This is a genomic window from Rhodobacter capsulatus, assembly GCF_003254295.1.
Lineage (GTDB): Bacteria > Pseudomonadota > Alphaproteobacteria > Rhodobacterales > Rhodobacteraceae > Rhodobacter > Rhodobacter capsulatus.
This window is the reverse complement of sequence record NZ_QKZO01000001.1, coordinates 47,568-68,127: the sequence shown is the minus strand read 5'-3', so window position 1 is coordinate 68,127 and position 20,560 is coordinate 47,568. Positions and strand designations below refer to the sequence as shown.

Here is a 20,560-nt window from a genome sequence, read left to right as displayed (position 1 = left end):
CAAGGTTGACTTCGCCGCAGCGCAAGGGCCAATTGGCACCGCTTCAGCCCGAGGATGCCATGGCCCTTCCTTTCCCCGACATCTCCCCCGATGCCTTCGAGATCCCGATCCTCGACTGGCCCGTCCGCTGGTATGCGCTGGCCTATATCGCAGGCCTGCTGGCGGGCTGGCGCATCGTCGTCGCGCTGATGCGGCGCCCGAAGCTTTGGGGCAAACGCGCGCCGATGGCCCCCGAGGCGGTCGAGGACCTGCTGACATGGGTCATTTTGGGCGTCATCCTGGGCGGGCGGCTGGGCTTTGTGCTGTTCTACGATCCGGGCACCTATCTGACCGATCCGCTGGCGATTTTCCGGGTCTGGGAAGGGGGCATGTCGTTCCACGGCGGTTTTGCGGGCGTTGTCGTCGCCGGGCTGATCTTTTGCTGGCGCCGCGGCATCGCGCCCCTGTCCGTGGGCGACGCCTTTGCGCTGGTGGCGCCGATCGGGCTGTTCCTGGGCCGGATCGCCAATTTCATCAAGCCCGAGCTCTGGGGGCGGCCGACCGATGCGCCCTGGGGCGTGATCTTCCCGGTCGAGGCGGCGCAGATCTGCAACGGCTGGGCCGGGCAGGTGGATTACGCCTGCGCCCGCCACCCGTCGCAGCTTTACGAGGCGGGGCTTGAGGGGCTGGTTCTGGGCGCCGTGCTGTGGTGGCTTTTTGCCCGTGGCGCGTTGCGCCGCCCGGGGCTGCTGATGGGGGTGTTCCTGACGGGCTACGGGCTCGCCCGCGCCTTCGTCGAGCTGTTCCGCCAGCCCGATGCGCAATTTGCCAGCGCCGCCAATCCGATGGGCTATGCCTATTTTCTGGGCGATATCGGGGTCACCATGGGGCAGGTGCTGTCGGCGCCGATGATCGCGATGGGGCTGATGCTGGTTCTTTACGCCCGGATCCGGGGGACGAAGTGACCCCGCTGGCGCGGCTTCTCGCCGCGCGCATCGCGGCCGAGGGACCGATCGGACTGGACCGCTACATGGCCGAATGCCTGCTGCATCCCGAGCACGGCTATTACGCCACCCGCGATCCCTTTGGCCGGGCGGGGGATTTCATCACCGCGCCGGAGATCAGCCAGATGTTCGGCGAGATGCTGGGGCTGTGTCTGGCGCAGGTCTGGCTTGATCAGGGCCGCCCCGCCCCCTTCATCCTGGCGGAAATCGGGCCGGGGCGGGGAACGCTGATGGCCGATGTGGCGCGGGTGATCCGCTCTGTTCCCGGCATGGCCGAGGCGGCGCGGCTGCATCTGATCGAGGCCTCGCCCGCCCTGCGCGCGGTGCAGCGCAAGACCCTGGCCGCGCATCAGGTCACCTGGCACGACAGCGTCGAAACCCTGCCCGAGGCGCCGCTCTTCCTGCTGGCGAACGAGTTTTTCGACGCCCTGCCGATCCGCCAATTCCAGCGCACCGAGGCCGGCTGGGCCGAGCGTCAGGTGGGGCTGCAGGGAGAGCGCCTTGTGCCCGGCCTTGCCCCGCCCACCCGCTTTGCGGCGCTGGAACACCGGCTGGCCGACACGTGCCCGGGCGATGTGGTCGAAACCTGCCCTGCCGCGGCGCCGATCCTGGGGGAAATCGCCCGCCGCATCGCCGCCCATGGCGGGGCGGCGCTGGTGATCGATTACGGCCATTGGCGCAGTCTGGGCGACACGTTTCAGGCGGTCAGGGCGCATGAGTATTGCGATCCTTTTGCCGCCCCCGGCGCGGCCGATCTGACCGCCCATGTCGCCTTCGAACCGCTGGCCGAGGCGGCCCGGGCGGCGGGGGCGCAGGCCTCGGCGATGACCCCGCAGGGGGTGCTGCTGGAGCGGCTCGGCATCGCCGCCCGGGCCGAAGCGCTGGCGGCAAAGCTCTCCGGCGCTACGCGGGAGGCGCATCTGGCCGCGCATCGGCGCTTGACCCATCCCGAAGAAATGGGTCAGGTGTTCCAAAGTCTTGCCATTTTTCCCGCAACCGCCCCGGTGCCCCCGGGCTTCGATGTTTGATCCATGCCCACGACGCTTGACATCCTGACCTCTCCGGCCCTTTCGGGGGTCACGCACGGGTTCTTCACCCGCAAGGGCGGGGCCTCTTCCGGCATCTTCGCCGGGCTCAATTGCGGCCATGGCTCCTCGGATCAGACCGAGGCGGTGGCGCTGAACCGGGCGCGGGTGGCGACGGCGATGGGGGTGGCGCCCGCGGCGCTGGTGGGGGTGCATCAGATCCATTCCGCCGATGTGCTGCTGGTCGAGGAGCTGCCCGCCGCGCCGGTGCGGGCCGATGCGCTGGTGACGAAACGGCCCGGCATCGTGCTCAGCGTGCTGACGGCGGATTGCCAGCCGGTGCTGTTTGCCGACCGCGCGGCCGGGGTGGTGGGCGCGGCCCATGCGGGCTGGCGCGGCAGCCGCGACGGCGTGCTGGAGGCGACGCTGGACGCGATGGAGGCGCTGGGCGCGGCCCGGGCGCGGATTTCCGCGGTGATCGGGCCCTGCATCTCGCAGCGCGCCTATGAGGTCGGCCATGATTTCATGGAGACTTTCCTGAGCGACGATCCGCAGGCGGCGCGGTTCTTTGCCGCCGGTCCCGCGGGCAAGCCGCTCTTCGATCTGCCGGGCTACGGGCTGTCGCGGTTGCGCGCCGCCGGGGTGGGGCAGGCGGAATGGACGCGGCACTGCACCTATTCCGATCCCGAGCGGTTCTATTCCTTCCGCCGCACCACCCATGCGGGCGAGGCGGATTACGGCCGCCTGATCTCGGCGATTCGGCTTTAGGGCGGGCGCTCCGGTCCCGCCGGGGGCGGATTGTGGCGAAATCCGCGCCGCGACAGCCGTTAACCCTTTATTTTGCAGTTTCGCGCAACACTTCCTGCCATGATTTCGCCCGCGGGGGGCGCAGGAAAGCACGCTTGGTGCCCAATCGCCGCCGTATTGCGGGGGGAAAACACCTCAGGGACCGATGCCGGGCATCGATCCGCCAGAACCGCAGGAGAGCAGAATGACCCTGAAACCGACCCCGCGCTGGATGACGACCGCCCTTGAAGGCGCCGCCAAGGCCTCTGTCGCGATGCCCTGGCAACGCGGTGCCCGCCGCGCCGGGATGCTGGCGCGGCGCAAGGCGGCTGCGGCCCCGGTCGCGGCCAAGCGCCCCGCGCTTGCCGCCTGCTGATCCTTTCCGCCTTTGGTGCCGCGCCTTCGGGCCTGATCGGCTGCCGCAGCGGCCGGGGGCTGCCACCCCCGGCCGCAAGCGGCTGATTCGACCCGATTGCGGCGAAATCCGGGCATTGTCGCCGTAACCGCAACAAGTGGCGGGCAGGCGGGGCGGATTGGCTGCCGCCGTTCAGCAATTCTTCACGAAATTTGACGCGCTTCCGTGATGCGGTCATTCTGATCCGGTCTTTCTGCATGCGGTGGGGGCCGTCGCAGATGTGACCAGACCGGAAGGCTGTGCCATGTCGATTACCCACCGGCTCGGGGCCGGGCAGGCTGTCCTGCCCGTTGACCGCAATGATTTCTCTGCCGGGCTGCCTGCCCGCAAGCCGCCCTTGGGGACGCCGAAGGCGCCACGCGCGATGCCGCTGACCCGGCGCTACGAGGCGGCCTGGCTGACCGCCGCGGGCAGGGTCGAGAGCAGCACCCGGCTTGCGCCCGCGACGCCGCTCTTCGAGGAGGCGTTTTCGGCGCTCGCGCGGGGCTCGGTGCTGATGACCGAAGACGGCCCGGTCGCGATCGAGGATCTGCAGCCCGGCCAGCGCGTGCTGACCGCCGAGGGGCGCCCGGAACAGGTGTGCTGGATCGGCTCGATGGTGATTTATCCCGGCGCCGAGAACGGCCGCGATCTGGAGGAACAGGTCAGCCTGACGCGGATCACCGCCGAGGCTTTCGGCGCGGGACGGCCGGGGCTGGATCTGGTGCTGGGCCCGCGGGCGCGGCTGTGCCTGCGCGATCCGCGGCTGCGCCGGGTCGCGGGCGCCGAGGCAGCCTATGTGCCCGCGCGCGCCTTTCTTGACGGTATCAGCGTGATCGAGGTCACCCCTTCGGCGCCGGTCACGGCCTATCATGTGGTGCTGGAACACCACGGCTCGCTGCGCGTCGCGGGGCTCGAGGTCGAGGCCTTTCATCCCGGCGAGGGCGTGGAGCGGATGATCGATCCGCGGATGCTGTCGCTTTTCGACGCGCAATTTCCGCAATTCGCCAGCCTTGCGTCCTTCGGCCCGCCCGCGCATCCACGCCTGACCCGGTTCGAGGTCGAAAGCCTCTGGGGGTAAGCGGGGATTTCGCCCCGGCAAGCCGGGGCGACCCGCGGGGGGCTCCGCCCCCCGCACCCCCCGGCGTATTTTGCCAAGGAAAAGCAGGGTGCTGGGCCGCCGACGCATTGCGGGGCGGTGACGGAAGGGGTTTTCCTTGGCAAAATACGCCTCTTGGGGGTCCGGGGGCGAAGCCCCCGGCGGGTCGCCTCGCGCAAGCGAGGCGAAATCCTGGTCCACCTACTGCGGCAGGGTCTCGCGCAGATAGCGCATCATGTTGCCGCCCATGACCTTGGCGATCACCGTCTCGCTCAGCCCTGCGTCAAGCAACGCCTGGGTCAGCGCCGCCAGTTCCGAAGCATCGATCTGCGTTTCGACCGCGCCATCGAAATCCGAGCCGAGCGCAACGTGATCTTCGCCCACCAGGGCCACTGCGGCCACGATCGAGCGGGCCACGCCCGCGGGCGTCGCGTCGCAGGTCACCTCGGCCCAGGCGCCGATCCCGATCAGACCGCCTTTTGCCGCAATCTCCCGCATCAGCGCATCGGGGAAATTGCGCTTCACCGGGCAGAGGCCATGAATGCCGCCGTGGCTGACAATCGGGCGCGTGCCCGGCATCGCCAGCACCTCCCGCGCCATCGGTTCCGAGGCATGGGCAAGGTCGATCACCATCTGCCTTTGCACCATCGCCTCGACCACCTGCCGCCCGAAAGGCGTCAGCCCGGTGTCGTCCTCGCCATGCAGCGAGCCGCCCAGTTCGTTGTCGAAGAAATGCGTCAGCCCGATCAGCCGGAACCCGGCGTCGTGAAGCCGATCCAGATTTTCGATCCGGCCTTCCAGCACATGGCCGCCCTCGGCGCCCAGAATCCCGGCCACGGTTTGCGCGCCCTGCGCCCGCGCCGCCAGCACCCGGTCGAGATCGGCCCGCTTGCGCACCACCACCAGCTGATCGGGCGCCTTGTCGGCCATCGCCGTCAGTCGCGCCGCCTGATCGAGCGCGCGTTCGCTCAGGCTGAACCAGGTCTTCAGCGGGCGCAGCTGGCCGATCACCAGAAGCGTGATGTTGTCCCGCGCCCCGGCGTCGTTATGGTCGTAATTCATCCCGGCCGGTGTTTTCGTCACCGTGGTGAAGACCTGCACCGCCACATTGCCCGCCCGCAGCCGCGGCAGATCGACATGGCCGCGATCCGAGCGCGTCAGCAGATCCCGGTCCCACAAGAGCGCATCCGAATGCCAGTCGCCGATGACGAGCGTCTTGTGCAGCGCCGCCGCCCGCGCCGAGACCGGCCAGGGATCATGCGGCACGACCTTGTTCTGGCCCCGCTCGACTATGCCGGGGGCAAGGGCGAAGAACGCCCCCGCCGCCAGGATCACGGCCCCGCCGAGGCCCCATCCGATGCGTTTTCCCCAGCCCATGCGCCCCCCTCCGTTTCGGAAAGGCTAGCAGGGCCGGGGGCAGGCGCAAAGCGCCAAGGTAGCGTCAGGCCTCCATCGCCTCCAGCTCGTCGATCAGCCCGGCGATCATCGACAGACCCTTGTCCCAGAAGGCCGGATCCGAGGCATCCAGACCAAAGGGCGCCAGAAGATCCTTGTGGTGCTTCGAGCCGCCCGCCTCCAGCATCTCGAAATATTTCGTCTGGAAGTCCGGCAGACCCGCCGCATAGGTGGCGTAAAGCGCATTCACCAGCCCGTCGCCGAAAGCATAGGCATAGACGTAGAAGGGCGAATGCACGAAATGCGGGATATAGGTCCAGAAGGTCTCGTAGCCCGGCATGAAGTCAAATGCCGGGCCGAGGCTTTCCGCCTGCACCGACATCCAGAGCGCGTTGATCGCCTCGGGCGTCAGTTCCCCCTGCGCGCGGGCCGCATGCAGCTTGCATTCGAAATCGTAAAACGCGATCTGCCGCACGACGGTGTTGATCATGTCCTCGACCTTGCCCGCCAGCAGCTGCTTGCGTTCCGCGGGGGTTTTCGCAGCATCAAGGAGCGCGCGGAAGGTCAGCATCTCGCCAAAAACGCTTGCGGTTTCCGCCAGCGTCAGCGGCGTGTCCGACAGCATCGGCCCCTGTTTCGCGGCCAGCACCTGATGCACGCCATGGCCAAGTTCATGCGCGAGCGTCATCACGTCGCGCGGTTTGCCAAGATAGTTCAGCATCACATAGGGGTGCACGGTGGTCACCGTCGGATGGGCGAAAGCCCCCGGCGCCTTGCCCGGTTTCACCCCGGCGTCGATCCAGCCTTTGTCAAAGAAGGGCTGGGCAATCTCGGCCATGCGGGGCGAAAACGCGCCGTAAGCGCCCAGAACCGTGGCCTTCGCCTCGTCCCACAGGATCTTGCGCGGGGTTTCGCTGGGCAGCGGCGCGTTGCGGTCCCAGACCTGCAGCTTTTCAAGCCCCAGCCATTTCGCTTTCAGCGCATAATAGCGATGCGACAGCCGCGGATAGGCGGCCACGACCGCATTGCGCAGGGCTTCGACCACCTCGGGCTCGACATGGTTCGACAGGTGGCGGCCCAGCTGCGGCGAGGGCATCTTCCGCCAGCGGTCCTCGATTTCCTTTTCTTTCGCAAGCGTGTTGTGCACCCGGGCGAAAAGCTTGACGTTCTGCCCGAAGACGCGCGCCAGCTCGCGCGCCGCCGCCTCGCGCTTGGCCCGGTCGTGATCGCTCATCAGCGTCGTCGTGGCTTCCAGGCTGAGGGTCTCGCCATCCACGGTGAATTCCAGCGCCGCGGTGGTTTCGTCAAACAGGCGATTCCATGCCGCAGCCCCCACAACGGATTGATCGTGCAGGAACTTTTCCAGCTCGTCCGAAAGCTGATAGGGTTTCATCGCCCGCATCCGGTCAAAGACCGGCTTGAAGCGTGCGACAAGCGGATCGGCAAAGACCGCTTCATAGCGCGCATCCTCGATGCGGTTGAATTCCAGGCTGAAGAACACCAAAGGCGTGGTGAAGGCGGTGATCCTGTCGCCCGCATCCGACATGAACTTGGCGCGCTCGGCATCGGTGGTGTTCTGATAATAGCGCAGCCCCGCATAGGACATGATCCGCCCGGCCACGGTCTCGATCGCCTCGTGGCGCGCGATGCAGTCCGCCATGCCCGCGGCGTCAAGCGTCGCCAGCTGCCCCTCGTAAGCCTTGGCGAAGGAGGCGCATTCGGCTTCAAGCCAGGCCATGTCATGCAGGAATTCGGGCGCGTCGGGGGCGGTGTAAAGATCGCTCAGGTCCCAGTCGGGCAGGGCGCCGAACTCGCCAGAGCCTCCCTGCGCGGGCGCGGCATCGAACAGGGGGGCGGAAACGGGGGCGCGAAAGCGGCGGTTCATGGCGTTCTCCTTGGTGTCGGTTCAGAGATAGGGCCAGGGCAGGGGGCGTGCAAGCCGGGCCCGGATCGCGGATTTGCCTGAACTTTGTGCAAATGCACAGCGATCGGGCGGCCTTGTCGCGCTTTCTGGCCTGTTTCCTGCTGCGGCGCTTCCGCTTCCCCCGCGGCCTGCCTAGGATTCGAACAGGGCGAGGGAATCACGCATGACGACTTATTTCAACGAAATGTACGAAGGCGGCACCGTCCGCGAGCCCTATGCGCGGCTCGAAGACTGGACCAAGGCCATGCCCGCCGCATTGCGCGCGATGAAACAGGCCGAGGCCGAGGCGCTTTTCCGCCGCATCGGCATCACCTTTGCGGTCTATGGCGAGGGCGGTGATCCGGACCGGTTGATCCCGTTCGACATGTTTCCCCGGGTTTTCACGCAAGCGGAATGGCGCAAGCTTGAACGCGGCATCAAGCAGCGGGCGCGGGCGCTGAACGCCTTTCTGCTTGATGTCTATGGCCGGGCCGAGATCGTGCGGGCAGGCAAGATCCCGGCGCGGCTGGTGTTTCAAAACGAGGCGTTTGAGCGTGCCGTGGCAGGTTTCACCCCGCCGCGCGGGATCTATTCCCACATCGTCGGCATCGACATCGTGCGCACCGGCGCGGATGAATTCTTCGTGCTGGAAGACAATTGCCGCACGCCTTCGGGTGTCAGCTACATGCTGGAAAACCGCGAGATCATGATGCGGATGTTCCCGCAGCTGTTTCGCGAAAACCGCATCGAGCCGGTGGATGGCTATTCCGATGCGCTGCGCCGCACCCTGGCCAGTGTCGCCCCGGCGAAATGCGAACGCGAGCCGACGATCGCGATCCTGACGCCGGGCCATTACAACAGCGCCTATTACGAACACAGCTTTCTGGCCGATCTGATGGGCGTCGAACTGGTCGAGGGCGCGGATCTGTTCGTGGAAGGCGGCTTTGTCTGGATGCGCACCACCGAGGGGCCGAAAAAGCTCGACGTGATCTATCGGCGCATCGACGACGCTTTCCTGGACCCGCTCTGCTTCCGGCCCGACAGCATGCTCGGCATTCCCGGCCTGATGGATGTCTACCGCTCGGGCGGGGTGTCGATCTGTTCGGCGCCGGGGGCGGGCGTGGCCGATGACAAGGCGGTCTATACTTTCGTGCCCGAGATGATCCGGTTCTATCTGGGCGAAGAGCCGCTTTTGAACAACGTCCCCACCTGGCAATGCGCCAAGCCCGATGATTGCAAATATGTGCTGGAACACCTGGGCGAGCTGGTGGTGAAAGAGGTGCATGGTTCGGGCGGATACGGGATGCTGGTGGGGCCAAGATCGACCGCCGATCAGATCGAGACCTTTCGCGCCAAGATCGCGGCGCATCCGGAAAACTACATCGCCCAGCCGACGCTGGCGCTGTCGGCCACGCCGACCTTTGTCGAGGAAGGCATCGCGCCGAGGCATGTCGATCTGCGGCCCTATTGCCTGGTGGGCGAGAAAATCGAACTGGTGCCGGGCGGTCTGACCCGTGTCGCGCTGAAGGAGGGGTCGCTGGTCGTCAACTCCTCGCAGGGTGGCGGGGTGAAGGACACCTGGGTTTTGGCGGAGTAAAAGCATGCTGAGCCGGACCGCTGAAAACCTGTTCTGGATCGCGCGTTACATCGAACGCGCCGAAACCATGGCGCGGCTGCTGGAAGTGGGCGCCCGCATCGCGCTGATGCCCTCGGCCGGGCATGGCTATCGCAGCGAATGGGAGAGCCTGTTGCAGGCCTCGGGCACCGCCGAGGGCTTTGCCGCGAAATATGGCGACCCGGTGCAGCGCAACATCGAAAGCTATCTGTTCTTTGACCGCGACAACCCCTCGTCGGTGGTGTCCTGCATCGAACGGGCGCGGGAAAATGCCCGGATCGTGCGCACGGCGCTGACCTCTCAGGTCTGGGATGCGCTCAATGGCGCGTTTCAGGAGATGCGCCAGCTGGAACGCAAGCCGCGGTCCGAAATGGAGCTGACGGAACTCACCGAATGGGTGACGCGGCAGGCGGCGCTGGTGCGGGGCGCGATTGACGCGACGCTTTTGCGCAACGACGGCTATGCGTTTTTGAACCTCGGCTTTGCGCTGGAACGCGCCGACAACACCGCGCGGCTGATCGACGTGAAATATTACGTCCTGCTGCCCTCGGTCGATTTCATCGGCTCCGGCCTTGACAACTACCAATGGCAGACGCTGCTTCGGGCGCTCTCGGCGCATCGGGCGTTTCACTGGGCCTATGGCGGCGAGATCACCGCGGCGAAGATCGCGCATTTCCTGATCCTCAATCCGCAATCGCCGCGGTCGCTGGTCACCACGGTGACGATGGCGATGGAAAATCTGGATGCGCTGGCAAGGGGATATCAACGCTCCGGCGCGGCGCAGATGCGGGCGCGCTCGCTGGTGGGCGAGATCGCCGAAACCCGCGTCGAGGAGATCTTCGACGAGGGCCTGCATGAATTCCTGACCCGCTTCATCCGCGATGTCGGCGAATTGTCCGACATGGTGCAGGCGGCCTATCTGAGCGGAGAAGCGCGATGATCCTGACGGTCCATCACGTCACCACCTACGAATATGACATGCCGATGCGCGGCGCCGTGCAATCCTTGCGGCTGTTTCCGTCGCGCTTTGACGGCCAGCGCACGATCCGCTGGGATGTCGCGGTCGAGGGCGGCCTGCGCGGCGGCAATTTCCGCGACGGCGCGGGTGACAAGGTCGAGGGCTGGTCGCTGCGCGGTCCGGTGACCGAGGTGACAATTTCCGCCGTCGGTCAGGTCGAGACCACCGACACCGCCGGGGTGCTGCGCGGCCATCGCGAGATCGTTTCGCCCTTCGCCTATCTGCGCGAGACCTCGGCCACCTGGATCGACCATGCTTTGCGCGATCTGGCCGAAACCGCGGGCCTGGGCACGAAAGACCCGCTTGACCGGGCGCATCGGCTGTGCGGTGCCGTCAGTGAGGCCATCGCCTATCGTCCCGGCACGACCCATGCGCATACGACGGCGGCCGAGGCTTTGGCGCAGGGCGAGGGGGTCTGTCAGGATCACGCCCAGGCGCTTCTGGCCTGTGCCCGCGCGGTGGGCATGCCCGCGCGCTATGTCTCGGGCTATCTTTTCGCCCGCGAGGATGGCGCGCCGCACGAGGCCGCCCATGCCTGGGCCGAGATCTGGGTCGAGACCATCGGCTGGATCGGCTTTGATCCGGCCAATGCATGTTGCCCCGATGCGCGCTATATCCGCATCGGCTCCGGCCTTGACGCGCATGAGGCAGCCCCGATCAAGGGCATCGCGCAGGGTGACGGCTCCGAGCGTCTCGATGTCACGGTTGCCTTGGAGGCCGTGCAACAATAAGGTGACCGCCTGCTTTTCCGGGGGAATGATGACCTATTGCGTGGGCCTGCTGCTCGATCAGGGCATGGTGCTGTTGTCCGACACCCGCACCAATGCGGGGCTCGACAATATTGCGACCTATCGCAAGATGTTCATCTTTGAAGAACCGGGCGAGCGGGTGGTGACGATCCTCACCGCGGGCTCGCTTTCGGTCACGCAAACGACGATTGCCCGGCTGCGCGAGGCGATCGAGCATCCCGAAACCAGCGGTGACACCTCGATCATGCAGGCGCCGACGATGCTGGCGGTGGCCGAGATCATCGGCAACACGCTGGCTTCGGTGCGTCAGGACATCGACCACAAGATGAACGCGTCCAAGGTGACGGTCTCCGCCTCGATGATCGTGGCGGGGCAGCGCAAGGGCGGCACGATGCGGATGTTCCTGGTCTATCCCGAGGGCAATTTCATCGAGGCGACCGAGGACACGCCGTTTTTGCAGATCGGCGAGCACAAATACGGCAAGCCGATTCTGGACCGTGTCGTGCGGCCCGCGACAAGCCTTGAAGACGCGCAAAAGGCGGTGCTTTTGTCGATGGATTCGACGCTGCGCTCGAACCTTTCCGTGGGGATGCCGCTGGATCTTGCGGTGATCGCGCGCGATGCCTGCAAGGTCGGGCTGCGCAAGCGGATCGAAAAGGACGACGCGCAATTCGCGGCGATGTCGCAGGCCTGGTCCGAGGCCCTGCGCGACGGCTTCGGCCGGATCACGCTTTAAGGGCGTCGCGGGCCATGACCGAGGCCATCGCCGAGGTCACGCGCGACACCGGCCCCGGGACCGCCGGGGCGCCAAAGCGTCCCGGCCAGCGCCCGCCCCGCCCCCGGCGGGCGCTTCTCGCCCGCCGACCTCTGTTGTGCCTCGCGGAAACGGTCTTTCGACCAGGGGGCGCTGCGGGCGGGGAAAGGCGATGCCTTTCCTTCTCCGCCCGGGCGGCCGGTCAGCCCCGGTTCGCCTCGAACAGCGCGGCGCAGGCGTCGTAAAACCGCGCCCGCATCGCCGGGCCTTCCATCATCACCTCGTGCTCGGCGCCGTCGTAAAGGGCGAGCTGCCCGCCCGGCCAGCTGGCCATCCGGGTCCGGACCGGCTCTTGCGGCACGATGCGTTCACGGCTGCCAAGCGCGCAATAGCACGGCAGATCGGGCGTCGGCAGGGCCGCCAGCGCCCGGCATTCCAGCACCGCCTCGGCCACCCAATGCAGAGAGGCCCCGGCAATCGCCAGCTCCGGCGCCTTCGCCACCTGCCGCACCAGCAGCGTCCACATCTCGGGATCGGTGGTCAGGAAATTGTCGTGAAACCCCGCCCGGTGCACGAAGCTGACCGGCCCCCAGCCCGGCGCATAACGCAGCGCGAAGGGGCTGGTTCGGGTCATCCGCGACAGCATCGGGCCGAAAGGCCGGATCGCCCGGGGCAGGCCCACCCCCCACATCGGCGCGGAAAAGGCAATGGCGGCAAAGGGATGCGCCCCCATCAGACGGCGCAGCGCGATCGTGCCGCCCATCGAATGCGCCAGCACGACCCAGGGCCGCGGCAGATCCAGCCGCGCCGCCGCCGCCAGCATCGCATCGACATCGCGCTGATACTCGCTGAACTTCTCGACATGGCCCTTGACCGGATCGGCGATCAGCCGGTCCGACAGCCCCTGTCCGCGCCAGTCGATCACCAGCGTGCCATAGCCGCGCGCCGCCAGATCCGCCGCCGCAGGACCGTATTTCTCGGCATATTCGGCCCGGCCCGCAAACAGGAACACCGTGCCCTTCGCCCCCCCGCCCCACAGTGTCAGCCGCAGCCGCACGCCATCAGAGGCGGTCAGCCACCAGGCCTTGCCGCCCGCGGGCCCTTCGGCCAGAGCGTGGAAAAGGGGGGCTTCCTCGATCACGAAAGCGCCGAGCCCAGCTGCATCGCCACGCCCATGGCGCCGTCGATCTTCAGCTTGCCCGACATGAAGGCCATCGTCGGGTTCACCGTGCCCTCGATCATGCCGCGGAAGGTGTCGGTGTCGGCGGTCAGCGTGACCTCGGCCGCGTCATCGCCCGCGCGCACGCCATCGGGGTCGCAGATGATGCTGCCTTCGCCCTCGATGATGAATTTCGCGGTGGATGAAAAGCCGTTCGGCAGCTTCGCCGACAGTTGTTCCACGGCTTTTTCGATGACTTTGCTCATGTTGCCTCCGATTGTGAACGCCGCCCCCTCGATTTTCGCGGCATATGGGATAGAGTTCCGAATATGCGGGCGCTTTCGATCAGAGACAAATGTATCGTTGCGGCAGTTGCCGTCTTCGTCAACCTCGGTTTTCCGGTTCAGGCCGAAACCACGGGGCTTGATCGGCAATTCGCGGAGCTGGCCGATCCGGGCTATGCGGGATGGCAAAGTGCCGAATCGGATATCCGCCGGGCCTGGTCGCGCTCGGGCTCGGCCGCGATGGATCTGCTTTTGAAGCGCGGCGAAGAGGCGATGGATGCGGGCGATCTGACCGCCGCGATCGAGCATCTGACCGCGCTGACCGATCACGCCCCCGATTTCCCCGAGGGCTGGAACGCCCGGGCAAGCGCCTATTACATGGCGGGGGAACTTGGCCCGGCGATGGCCGATGTCGCGCAGGTTCTGCGGCTGGAACCGCGGCACTGGGGCGCGCTGTCGGGGCTGGGGATGATTTTCGCCGACATGGGCGACAAGGCGCGGGCGCTTTCGGCCTTTCGCGCCTCTTTCGCCTTGAACCCGCATCAGCAGGATGTGAAGGATTCGATCACACGGCTGGAAAAGGAGCTTGCGGGCATCACCTTGTGAGCCTGCAGGAGGAATGCGATGACGGGGCGGATCACCGCGGTCCTTGGGCCGACGAATACCGGCAAGACACATTACGCGATCGAGCGGATGCTCTCGCACCGCACCGGGGTCATCGGCCTGCCGCTGCGGCTTCTGGCGCGCGAGGTCTATGACCGCATCGTCAAGGCGCGGGGGCCTTCGGTCGTGGCGCTGGTGACGGGCGAGGAACGGATCGTTCCCGAACGGGCGCAATATTGGGTCTGCACCACCGAGGCGATGCCCGAGGTCGGCGCCGATTTCGTCGCCATCGACGAGATCCAGCTTTGCGCCGATCCCGAGCGCGGGCACGTCTTCACCGAGCGTCTTTTGTACATGCGCGGCCTGCACGAGACGCTGTTTCTGGGTTCGGATGCGATGCGCGGCGCCATCGCGGCGCTGGTTCCGAAAGTGCAATTCGCCCGGCGCGAGCGTTTGTCCAGACTTTCGTGGGCAGGTTCGAAAAAGATAAGCCGGATGAAGCCACGGGCAGCGATTGTCGGCTTTTCGGTTGAAAATGTGTATGCCATTGCCGAGCTGATCCGGCGGCAAAAGGGCGGCGCGGCGGTGGTGATGGGGGCGCTTTCGCCGCGCACCCGCAACGCCCAGGTGGCGATGTATCAAAACGGCGATGTCGATTATCTGGTCGCCACCGATGCGATCGGCATGGGGCTGAACCTGGACATCGAGCATGTCGCTTTCTCGGCCACGGCGAAATTCGACGGTCGGCGGATGCGGCATCTGTTCCCGCATGAGCTGGGCCAGATCGCGGGCCGCGCCGGGCGGCACACGACGGATGGCACCTTCGGGATTACGGGGGAGGCGCATCCCTTGCCCGAAGAGGTGATCGAGGCGATCGAGGAGCATCGCTTCGCGCCGATCCAGCGGTTGCAATGGCGCAATCCGCGGCTGGAATTCGGCACCGTGCCGCGGCTGATCCAGTCGCTCGAGGAAAGCCCGCAGAACGAATGGCTCAGCCGCGGGCGCGAGGCCGATGACCTGCGCGCGCTCAAAAGCCTGTCCGAGATGCCCGAGATCCGCGACCGGGTCCGCGCCCCCGCCGATGTGCGGCTTTTGTGGGAGACCTGCCGCATCCCCGATTTCCGCTCGATTTCCGAGACCGAACATGCGACCCTTCTGGCGCGCATCTTCGGCTTTTTGCAGACGGGCAAGGGCGTGCCTTCGGACTGGCTGAAATCCCAGATCGAACGCATCGACCGGACCTCGGGCGATATCGACACTTTGTCGAAACGTCTCGCCTTCATCCGCACTTGGACCTATGTTGCGCAACGCAAAGGCTGGGTGGATGACGAAACCCATTGGCGCGAGGAGACGCGCGCTGTAGAAGACCGCCTGTCGGATGCGCTGCATGGCGCGCTGACCCAACGATTTGTGGACCGGCGCACCAGTGTTCTGCTGCGGCGGCTCAAGCAGAAGGAGACCCTCGTGGCCGAGGTGAACGACAAGGGCGAAGTGATGGTCGAAGGCGAATTCGCCGGCCGTCTTGAGGGCTTCCGCTTCCGGCAGGACAGCACGTCCTCGCCCGACGAGGCGAAGATGCTGGCGCGTGCCGCCTATGAGGCGCTGAAGCCCGAATTCAGCCTGCGGTCCGACCGCTTCTACAACGCCCCCGACACCGAGATGGATTTCACCGAGCAAGGTGGCCTGATGTGGGGCACGCAGGCGGTGGGCAAGCTGGTGAAGGGCGCCGATCCGCTGAAACCCGCGGTCGAGCCCTTCGTCGACGAGGAAGCCGGTCCCGAGGTCGCCGAAAAGGTGCGCCGCCGTCTGCAGCATTTCATCGACCGCAAGATCGCCGCGCTGTTCGAGCCGCTTCTGGCGATGAGCCGTGACGAGGCGCTGACGGGTCTGGCCCGCGGCTTCGCCTTCCGTCTGGTCGAGCATATGGGCATCTTGCCGCGCGAAAGCGTCGCGGCCGAGGTCAAGGAGCTGGATCAGGAGGCCCGCGGCGCGCTGCGCAAGCATGGCGTGCGCTTTGGCCAATACACGATCTTCCAGCAGCTTCTGCTGAAACCCGCGCCGACCCGGCTGCGGCTGGTGCTGGCCTCGCTCTGGGAGGGGCTGTCCGAGTTCCCCGAAAGCCCGCCGCCCGGTCTGGTGACGATCCCCTATATCGCGGAAGTGCCGGTCTCTGCCTATACGCGCTCGGGCTATCGTCCGGCGGGGGTGCGGGCGATCCGCATCGACATGCTGGAGCGGCTGGCCGACATGCTGCGCACGCAAGACAGCAAGGCGGGCTTTGAGGCCACGCCGGACATGCTGTCGATCACCGGCATGACGCTGGAGCAATTCGCCGATCTGATGGGCGGGCTTGGCTATCGCGCCGACAAGGGCGAGCGCGAAAAGGCGAAACCCGTGGTCGAGGCGAAGGCGCCCGAGGCGGGCTCGGAAAATCCGATCCCCGAGGAAGCCTCGCCGATCGCCGAGGCCGAGGCCGAGGTGGCTGCCGCCCCGGCCGAGATGGAGAGCTTTTACACCTTCACCTGGGCGCCGCGTCCGCGCGCCGAGCGTGGCCCGCGTCGCGAGCCGCGGGAAGGTGGCGAGGGCCATCGCGGCCCGCGCGAGCAGAAGGGCGGCGATCGCCCGCACAAGGGCGGTGATCGCGGCGGTGATCGCGGCGGCGAGCACAAGGGCGGCGAGAAGCGCTCCGAGGGTGGCAAGCCGCGGTCTCGCGATGGCGAGGGCAACCGCGGCGAGCGCAAGTTCGGCAATGACGGCGGCAAGGGCGGATCCAAGGGCGGCAAGCCCTGGGGCAAGGGCAAGCCGCAGGATGATCGCGGCCGCGGTTTCGAATCGCATCCGCCGAAAAAAGACAAGCCGATCGATCCCGACAACCCGTTTGCGGCGGCGCTGATGGGGCTCAAGGGCAAGCTTTGATCCTTGTCTGACGCGAACGCATCCGAGGCGGGGCGCATCCGCATCGACAAATGGCTCTGGCAGGCGCGGTTCGCAAAGAGCCGCGCCTTGGCTGTTGATCTGGTCACCGCGGGCCGGGTGCGGCTGAACGGGCAGAAGCTGGAAAAGCCGGGCCGTGCGGTCGGCCCGGGCGACGTGCTGACGCTGGTTCTGGGGGCAGAGGTGCGGGTCTTGCGCATCCTGGCCTGTGGCACCCGCCGCGGCCCCGCGCCGGAAGCCGCGACGCTGTATGAGCTGATCGAGGCGGCGGGGGAAGGCTGACGGATTTGCCGTGGCCGAGGCCATTGCCGAGGTCATGCGGGACACTTGCCCCGCGACCGCCGGGGGCCCAAAGGCCCTCGGCCAGCGCCCGCCCCGCCCATGGCGGGCGCTTCTCGCCCGCCGGGACGGGCGCCGACCTATGGTGTGCTTGGGGAAACGGTCCCGTTGCATCGGTTGCAAAGCGGGCGGGGAAAGGCGGTGCCTTTCCTGTTCCGCCCGATCCAACGCGCCCCGCGCCCCCCGGCACTTCGCCGCACCCGGTTTTTGTATATCTCCTGCTCTTGATTGATCGCCCCCGGAGGGCTAGGACATCCCTGCGCCAAAGATTGGGGTTTCAAGAATGACCTATGTCGTCACCGACAACTGCATCGCCTGCAAATATACCGACTGTGTGGAAGTCTGCCCGGTGGACTGCTTCTACGAGGGCGAGAACACGCTGGTGATCCATCCCGACGAATGCATCGACTGCGGGGTCTGCGAACCGGAATGCCCGGCCGACGCGATCCGTCCGGACACCGAGCCGGGCATGGAGGACTGGGTCGAGTTCAACCGCACCTATGCCCAACAATGGCCGGTGATCACGATCAAGAAAGACCCGCTGCCGGATCACAAGGAGCGCGACGGCGAGACCGGCAAGCGCGAGAAATACTTCTCGCCCAATCCCGGCACCGGCGACTGATCGCGGCGCTTTCGGGCCGGGGCGCGCAGCCGCGTCCTGCCCTGTCGAGTCGCCCCGGTGACCGGGTTTCCGGTCCCGATGGCGCGGCGAGCTCGCCTGCGCGGATTCGTCGCTGCGCGGCGGGCCGCAAGATTAAGGCAAAACCTGAATTTTTCCTCAAATTCCGGCCGTTCACGCGCATGTTCCCCTGCGCGAAGCTATGAATCGGCTGATTTTTATGCTATAAAGTCGTTACAAAGGAGAACGCCCCATGCCCCGCCCAGAACTGCTCGTCTGACGGGGCTTCTTTCGCGAAAAATCAGGCCTCGCAGCGCATTCCGTGCTGCGTGAGTCTATTTTTGTGGTGGGGCCGTAACCGGGTGCAAGGAAGCGACTGAATGACCAAAATGAAGAAGACCGAATTCCGTCCGGACGATTTCGTTGTGTATCCGGCTCATGGCGTCGGCAAGATCATCTCGATCGAGGAACAGGAAATCGCCGGTCTGCGGCTGGAACTGTTCGTGATCTCGTTCGAAAAGGACAAGATGACGCTCCGCGTTCCCACCCACAAGGCGGTGGATATCGGCATGCGCGGATTGTCGAGCCCCGATGTCGTGTCCAAGGCGCTGGAAACCCTGAAGGGCAAGGCCAAGGTCAAGCGGGCGATGTGGTCGCGCCGGGCCCAGGAATACGAGCAGAAGATCAATTCGGGCGACCTTCTGTCGATCGCCGAGGTGGTGCGCGACCTGCACCGCGCCGATGATCAGCGCGAACAATCCTATTCCGAACGTCAGCTTTACGAAGCCGCGCTGGAGCGGCTGACCCGCGAAGTGGCGGCCGTCTCGGGCACCGACGAAGCCGGGGCCGCGAAAAAGGTCGATGAGGTTCTGGTCGGCCGCGCCGCCTGATCCTTGACGGTACAGCAGAAAACGGGTCCCCGCGGGGGCCCGTTTTCATTTGGGGGGGCGCACAGGTGGGACGGGGCAGGGGGCTCAGCCCTCCTCGATCACGTCGCGGTCCTGTGGCGCCTTGCCCTGCGCGTCGGACTGCCGCCGCCGCTCGGTGAAATGCGCCAGCATCTGCGCCTCGAATTCGGTGTTCAGCGCCTTGGTGCGTTCGACATATTCGGCGTTCTTCTCGGGCTCGAGCCCGGGTTTCCAGACCTCGGCCAGATCGCGCACCGCCGAACGGTCGAGCTTCCAGAACAGCCGTTCCAGCTCATGCGCCTCGAATTCGCTCAGGCCCACGTTTTCCAGCACATAGCGCGCCGCCCGGCAGGAACTGTCGAACATCTCGCGCACGATGTCATCGGCGCCCGCGGCGTAAAGATCATAGACGTGATAGCGGTCGCGGGCACGGGCGATGATATGCAGGTCGGGCCGCGCCTTGCGGGCATAGGCCACCAGCCGGTTCGTCGCCTCCTTGTCATCGAGCGCCGCCACCAGAACCCGGGCGCGCGAGAGCCCCGCCGCCGCCAGCAGCTGCGGCTGCGCCGGATCGCCATACCAGGCCTTGAAGCCGAAGGTGCGCAGCATCTGCACCGTCTTCAGATCGGCATCGAGAACCGTGGTGCGAAAGCCCGACATCGTCACCATCCGGTTCACCACCTGGCCAAAGCGCCCGGCGCCCGCGATGATGATCGGCTGTTCCTCGTCGATCTGGTCGGGGGCGGGACGCGTCGCGGCCGGTTTCAGCCGCCGCGCCAACCGTTCATGCAGCAAAAACAGCATCGGCGAGAGCAGCATCGAGAGTGCGATCACCAGCAGCACCTTTTCCGCCACCGGCTGCGGCAGGATCCGCTGCATCGTGGCAAAGGACACCAGCACCAGCGAGAATTCCCCCGCCTGCGCCAGGCCAAAGGTGAACAGCCAGCGGTCCGTGCCCCATAGCCCGAAGAGCCGGGCCAGCCCGTAAAGCACCGCCGATTTCACCAGCACCAGCGCCAGCACCAGCCCGGCGATCTTCAGCGGCCCGGCGTAAAGCACGTCCAGATCGATCCCCGCGCCGACGGCGATGAAGAAAAGCCCCATCAACAGGCCCTTGAACGGCTCGAGGCTGCTTTCGAGTTCATGCTTGAATTCGGAATCCGCCAGCACCACGCCCGCCAGAAAGGTCCCCAGCGCCGGCGACAGCCCGACCAGATTCATCAGCGAGGCGATGCCGACGACCAGCATCAGCGCGACGGCGGTATGGATCTCGCGCAGCTTCGAGCCCTGCACGAAGCGAAACAGCGGCTGCACCAGGAAATGCCCGATCCCCACCACCAGCACGACGGCGGCCAGCGTCACCAGCGTCAGCCCCCAGGCGGGCAGCGCATGGAGGAAGGCCGCCGCGCCATGGCCCGAGGCCTCGGCCCGGGCGAGTTCCCGCGCGCCGGGCAGGGCGAGCAGCGGCAACAGCGCCAGCATCGGGATCACCGCGATATCCTGCGTGAGCAGCACCGCAAAGGCCGACCGCCCGCCCGCCGTCTGCATCAGCCGCTTTTCGGTCAGCATCTGCACCACGATCGCGGTCGAGGAGAGCGACAGGATCGCCCCCAGCGCGATCGCCGCCCGTGGCGGCTGCCCCACCGCCAGCGCCGCCAGCGCCACCGCCGTCGTGGTGATCAGCACCTGCAACCCGCCAAGGCCCAGAAGCTTGTCGCGCATCGACCACAGCGCCTTCGGGTCGAGTTCGAGCCCGATCAGGAACAGCATCATCACCACGCCGAATTCGGCGAAATGCTGCAGATCATGCGCCTCGCCCTGCGCCAGCCCCAGCACCGGCCCGATGCAGACCCCGGCGATCAGATAGCCCAGCACCGAGCCCAGCCCCGCCCGCGTCGCCAGCGGCACCGCCACGACCATGGCGACAAGATACAGAGTGGCCTGGAGCAGAAAGCTTTCCATGCAATTCCATTCACAGAAGGGCGCCCGGCTG

The 20,560-nt window shown here is 66.5% G+C and carries 19 protein-coding genes; 14 read left to right on the top strand and 5 right to left on the bottom strand.

The window, feature by feature from the left end; translation table 11 throughout:
* Window positions 1–59 precede the first annotated feature (59 nt).
* The 5 genes from lgt (at window position 60) to LY44_RS00315 (ending at window position 4,269) form a co-directional block, all read left to right on the top strand.
* A complete protein-coding gene (gene lgt / locus LY44_RS00330) occupies window positions 60–944 on the top strand; it encodes a prolipoprotein diacylglyceryl transferase (RefSeq protein WP_055209839.1) in 885 nt (294 codons plus the stop codon).
* Window positions 941–2,011: a class I SAM-dependent methyltransferase gene (locus LY44_RS00325; protein ID WP_055209790.1), complete on the top strand. Its 1,071-nt coding sequence runs from the start codon at window positions 941–943 to the stop codon at window positions 2,009–2,011. Before lgt ends, LY44_RS00325 begins: the two co-directional genes overlap by 4 nt.
* 3 nt (window positions 2,012–2,014) lie before the next feature.
* Window positions 2,015–2,776 carry a peptidoglycan editing factor PgeF gene (pgeF, locus tag LY44_RS00320; RefSeq protein WP_055209789.1) on the top strand — a complete coding sequence of 254 codons (762 nt, stop codon included), beginning with the start codon at window positions 2,015–2,017 and terminating at the stop codon, window positions 2,774–2,776.
* A 223-nt stretch (window positions 2,777–2,999) separates the two neighbouring features.
* Window positions 3,000–3,170, top strand: coding sequence for a hypothetical protein (locus tag LY44_RS17780; RefSeq protein WP_160320015.1), 171 nt, complete (start codon window positions 3,000–3,002; stop codon window positions 3,168–3,170).
* 283 nt (window positions 3,171–3,453) lie between these two features.
* Window positions 3,454–4,269, top strand: a complete 816-nt coding sequence (locus LY44_RS00315) for a Hint domain-containing protein (protein ID WP_055209788.1) — start codon at window positions 3,454–3,456, stop codon at window positions 4,267–4,269.
* Window positions 4,270–4,488: 219 nt separating this feature from the next.
* On the opposite strand, the gene LY44_RS00310 is transcribed toward LY44_RS00315, so the two are convergent.
* Both LY44_RS00310 and LY44_RS00305 read right to left on the bottom strand, forming a co-directional pair.
* The gene (locus LY44_RS00310; protein WP_055209787.1) at window positions 4,489–5,664 is read right to left on the bottom strand and encodes a dipeptidase; all 1,176 of its coding nucleotides are present in this window, start codon (window positions 5,662–5,664) and stop codon (window positions 4,489–4,491) included.
* A 64-nt stretch (window positions 5,665–5,728) separates the two neighbouring features.
* Window positions 5,729–7,567, bottom strand: coding sequence for a M3 family oligoendopeptidase (locus LY44_RS00305; RefSeq protein ID WP_055209786.1), 1,839 nt, complete (start codon window positions 7,565–7,567; stop codon window positions 5,729–5,731).
* A 202-nt stretch (window positions 7,568–7,769) separates the two neighbouring features.
* On the opposite strand from LY44_RS00305, the gene LY44_RS00300 reads away from it, so the two are divergent.
* From LY44_RS00300 to LY44_RS00285, 4 genes are read left to right on the top strand one after another with little or no spacing between them, the layout of a single operon-like run.
* A complete protein-coding gene (locus LY44_RS00300) occupies window positions 7,770–9,182 on the top strand; it encodes a circularly permuted type 2 ATP-grasp protein (RefSeq protein WP_055209785.1) in 1,413 nt (470 codons plus the stop codon).
* A 4-nt stretch (window positions 9,183–9,186) separates the two neighbouring features.
* Window positions 9,187–10,140, top strand: a complete 954-nt coding sequence (locus LY44_RS00295; RefSeq protein ID WP_055209784.1) for an alpha-E domain-containing protein — start codon at window positions 9,187–9,189, stop codon at window positions 10,138–10,140.
* Complete coding sequence (locus LY44_RS00290; protein ID WP_055209783.1) at window positions 10,137–10,949, top strand: transglutaminase family protein; 813 nt, start codon at window positions 10,137–10,139, stop codon at window positions 10,947–10,949. Before LY44_RS00295 ends, LY44_RS00290 begins: the two co-directional genes overlap by 4 nt.
* Window positions 10,950–10,977: 28 nt before the next feature.
* The gene (locus LY44_RS00285) at window positions 10,978–11,703 is read left to right on the top strand and encodes a proteasome-type protease (protein ID WP_055209838.1); all 726 of its coding nucleotides are present in this window, start codon (window positions 10,978–10,980) and stop codon (window positions 11,701–11,703) included.
* A gap of 220 nt (window positions 11,704–11,923) precedes the next feature.
* Here the strand turns inward: LY44_RS00285 and LY44_RS00280 are convergent, their stop codons facing one another.
* Window positions 11,924–12,862 (bottom strand): alpha/beta fold hydrolase, encoded by a 939-nt coding sequence (locus LY44_RS00280; protein ID WP_223230696.1) that lies wholly within the window; start codon window positions 12,860–12,862, stop codon window positions 11,924–11,926.
* Window positions 12,859–13,146, bottom strand: coding sequence for an SCP2 sterol-binding domain-containing protein (locus LY44_RS00275; RefSeq protein ID WP_013068502.1), 288 nt, complete (start codon window positions 13,144–13,146; stop codon window positions 12,859–12,861). The genes LY44_RS00280 and LY44_RS00275 overlap by 4 nt, the downstream gene beginning before the upstream one ends.
* Window positions 13,147–13,209: 63 nt before the next feature.
* On the opposite strand from LY44_RS00275, the gene LY44_RS00270 reads away from it, so the two are divergent.
* The 5 genes from LY44_RS00270 to LY44_RS00250 all read left to right on the top strand — a co-directional run bounded on the left by LY44_RS00270 (window position 13,210) and on the right by LY44_RS00250 (window position 18,549).
* Window positions 13,210–13,770, top strand: coding sequence for a tetratricopeptide repeat protein (locus LY44_RS00270; RefSeq protein WP_055209782.1), 561 nt, complete (start codon window positions 13,210–13,212; stop codon window positions 13,768–13,770).
* Between the two features lie 18 nt (window positions 13,771–13,788).
* Window positions 13,789–16,683, top strand: coding sequence for a helicase-related protein (locus LY44_RS00265; protein ID WP_055209781.1), 2,895 nt, complete (start codon window positions 13,789–13,791; stop codon window positions 16,681–16,683).
* A gap of 3 nt (window positions 16,684–16,686) precedes the next feature.
* Window positions 16,687–16,983 (top strand): RNA-binding S4 domain-containing protein, encoded by a 297-nt coding sequence (locus LY44_RS00260; protein WP_055209780.1) that lies wholly within the window; start codon window positions 16,687–16,689, stop codon window positions 16,981–16,983.
* A gap of 340 nt (window positions 16,984–17,323) precedes the next feature.
* Window positions 17,324–17,662: a ferredoxin FdxA gene (gene fdxA, locus LY44_RS00255; RefSeq protein ID WP_055209779.1), complete on the top strand. Its 339-nt coding sequence runs from the start codon at window positions 17,324–17,326 to the stop codon at window positions 17,660–17,662.
* A 377-nt stretch (window positions 17,663–18,039) separates the two neighbouring features.
* Window positions 18,040–18,549, top strand: a complete 510-nt coding sequence (locus LY44_RS00250; RefSeq protein ID WP_055209778.1) for a CarD family transcriptional regulator — start codon at window positions 18,040–18,042, stop codon at window positions 18,547–18,549.
* A gap of 84 nt (window positions 18,550–18,633) precedes the next feature.
* Here LY44_RS00250 and LY44_RS00245 read toward each other — a convergent pair whose 3' ends face one another.
* Window positions 18,634–20,529: a cation:proton antiporter domain-containing protein gene (locus tag LY44_RS00245; RefSeq protein ID WP_055209777.1), complete on the bottom strand. Its 1,896-nt coding sequence runs from the start codon at window positions 20,527–20,529 to the stop codon at window positions 18,634–18,636.
* Between the last annotated feature and the right edge of the window lie 31 nt (window positions 20,530–20,560).

Excerpts from the sequence above, each read along its gene's own strand:
- LY44_RS00275 (WP_013068502.1), bottom strand. The coding sequence starts at position 13,146 with ATGAGCAAAGTCATCGAAAAAGCCGTGGAACAACTGTCGGCGAAGCTG.
- LY44_RS00310 (WP_055209787.1), bottom strand. The coding sequence starts at position 5,664 with ATGGGCTGGGGAAAACGCATCGGATGGGGCCTCGGCGGGGCCGTGATC.
- LY44_RS00300 (WP_055209785.1), top strand. The coding sequence starts at position 7,770 with ATGACGACTTATTTCAACGAAATGTACGAAGGCGGCACCGTCCGCGAG.
- pgeF (WP_055209789.1), top strand. The coding sequence starts at position 2,015 with ATGCCCACGACGCTTGACATCCTGACCTCTCCGGCCCTTTCGGGGGTC.
- LY44_RS00305 (WP_055209786.1), bottom strand. The coding sequence starts at position 7,567 with ATGAACCGCCGCTTTCGCGCCCCCGTTTCCGCCCCCCTGTTCGATGCC.
- LY44_RS00245 (WP_055209777.1), bottom strand. The coding sequence starts at position 20,529 with ATGGAAAGCTTTCTGCTCCAGGCCACTCTGTATCTTGTCGCCATGGTC.
- LY44_RS00295 (WP_055209784.1), top strand. The coding sequence starts at position 9,187 with ATGCTGAGCCGGACCGCTGAAAACCTGTTCTGGATCGCGCGTTACATC.
- lgt (WP_055209839.1), top strand. The coding sequence starts at position 60 with ATGGCCCTTCCTTTCCCCGACATCTCCCCCGATGCCTTCGAGATCCCG.
- LY44_RS00250 (WP_055209778.1), top strand. The coding sequence starts at position 18,040 with ATGACCAAAATGAAGAAGACCGAATTCCGTCCGGACGATTTCGTTGTG.
- LY44_RS17780 (WP_160320015.1), top strand. The coding sequence starts at position 3,000 with ATGACCCTGAAACCGACCCCGCGCTGGATGACGACCGCCCTTGAAGGC.
- LY44_RS00290 (WP_055209783.1), top strand. The coding sequence starts at position 10,137 with ATGATCCTGACGGTCCATCACGTCACCACCTACGAATATGACATGCCG.
- LY44_RS00285 (WP_055209838.1), top strand. The coding sequence starts at position 10,978 with ATGACCTATTGCGTGGGCCTGCTGCTCGATCAGGGCATGGTGCTGTTG.
- LY44_RS00270 (WP_055209782.1), top strand. The coding sequence starts at position 13,210 with ATGCGGGCGCTTTCGATCAGAGACAAATGTATCGTTGCGGCAGTTGCC.
- LY44_RS00265 (WP_055209781.1), top strand. The coding sequence starts at position 13,789 with ATGACGGGGCGGATCACCGCGGTCCTTGGGCCGACGAATACCGGCAAG.
- fdxA (WP_055209779.1), top strand. The coding sequence starts at position 17,324 with ATGACCTATGTCGTCACCGACAACTGCATCGCCTGCAAATATACCGAC.
- LY44_RS00315 (WP_055209788.1), top strand. The coding sequence starts at position 3,454 with ATGTCGATTACCCACCGGCTCGGGGCCGGGCAGGCTGTCCTGCCCGTT.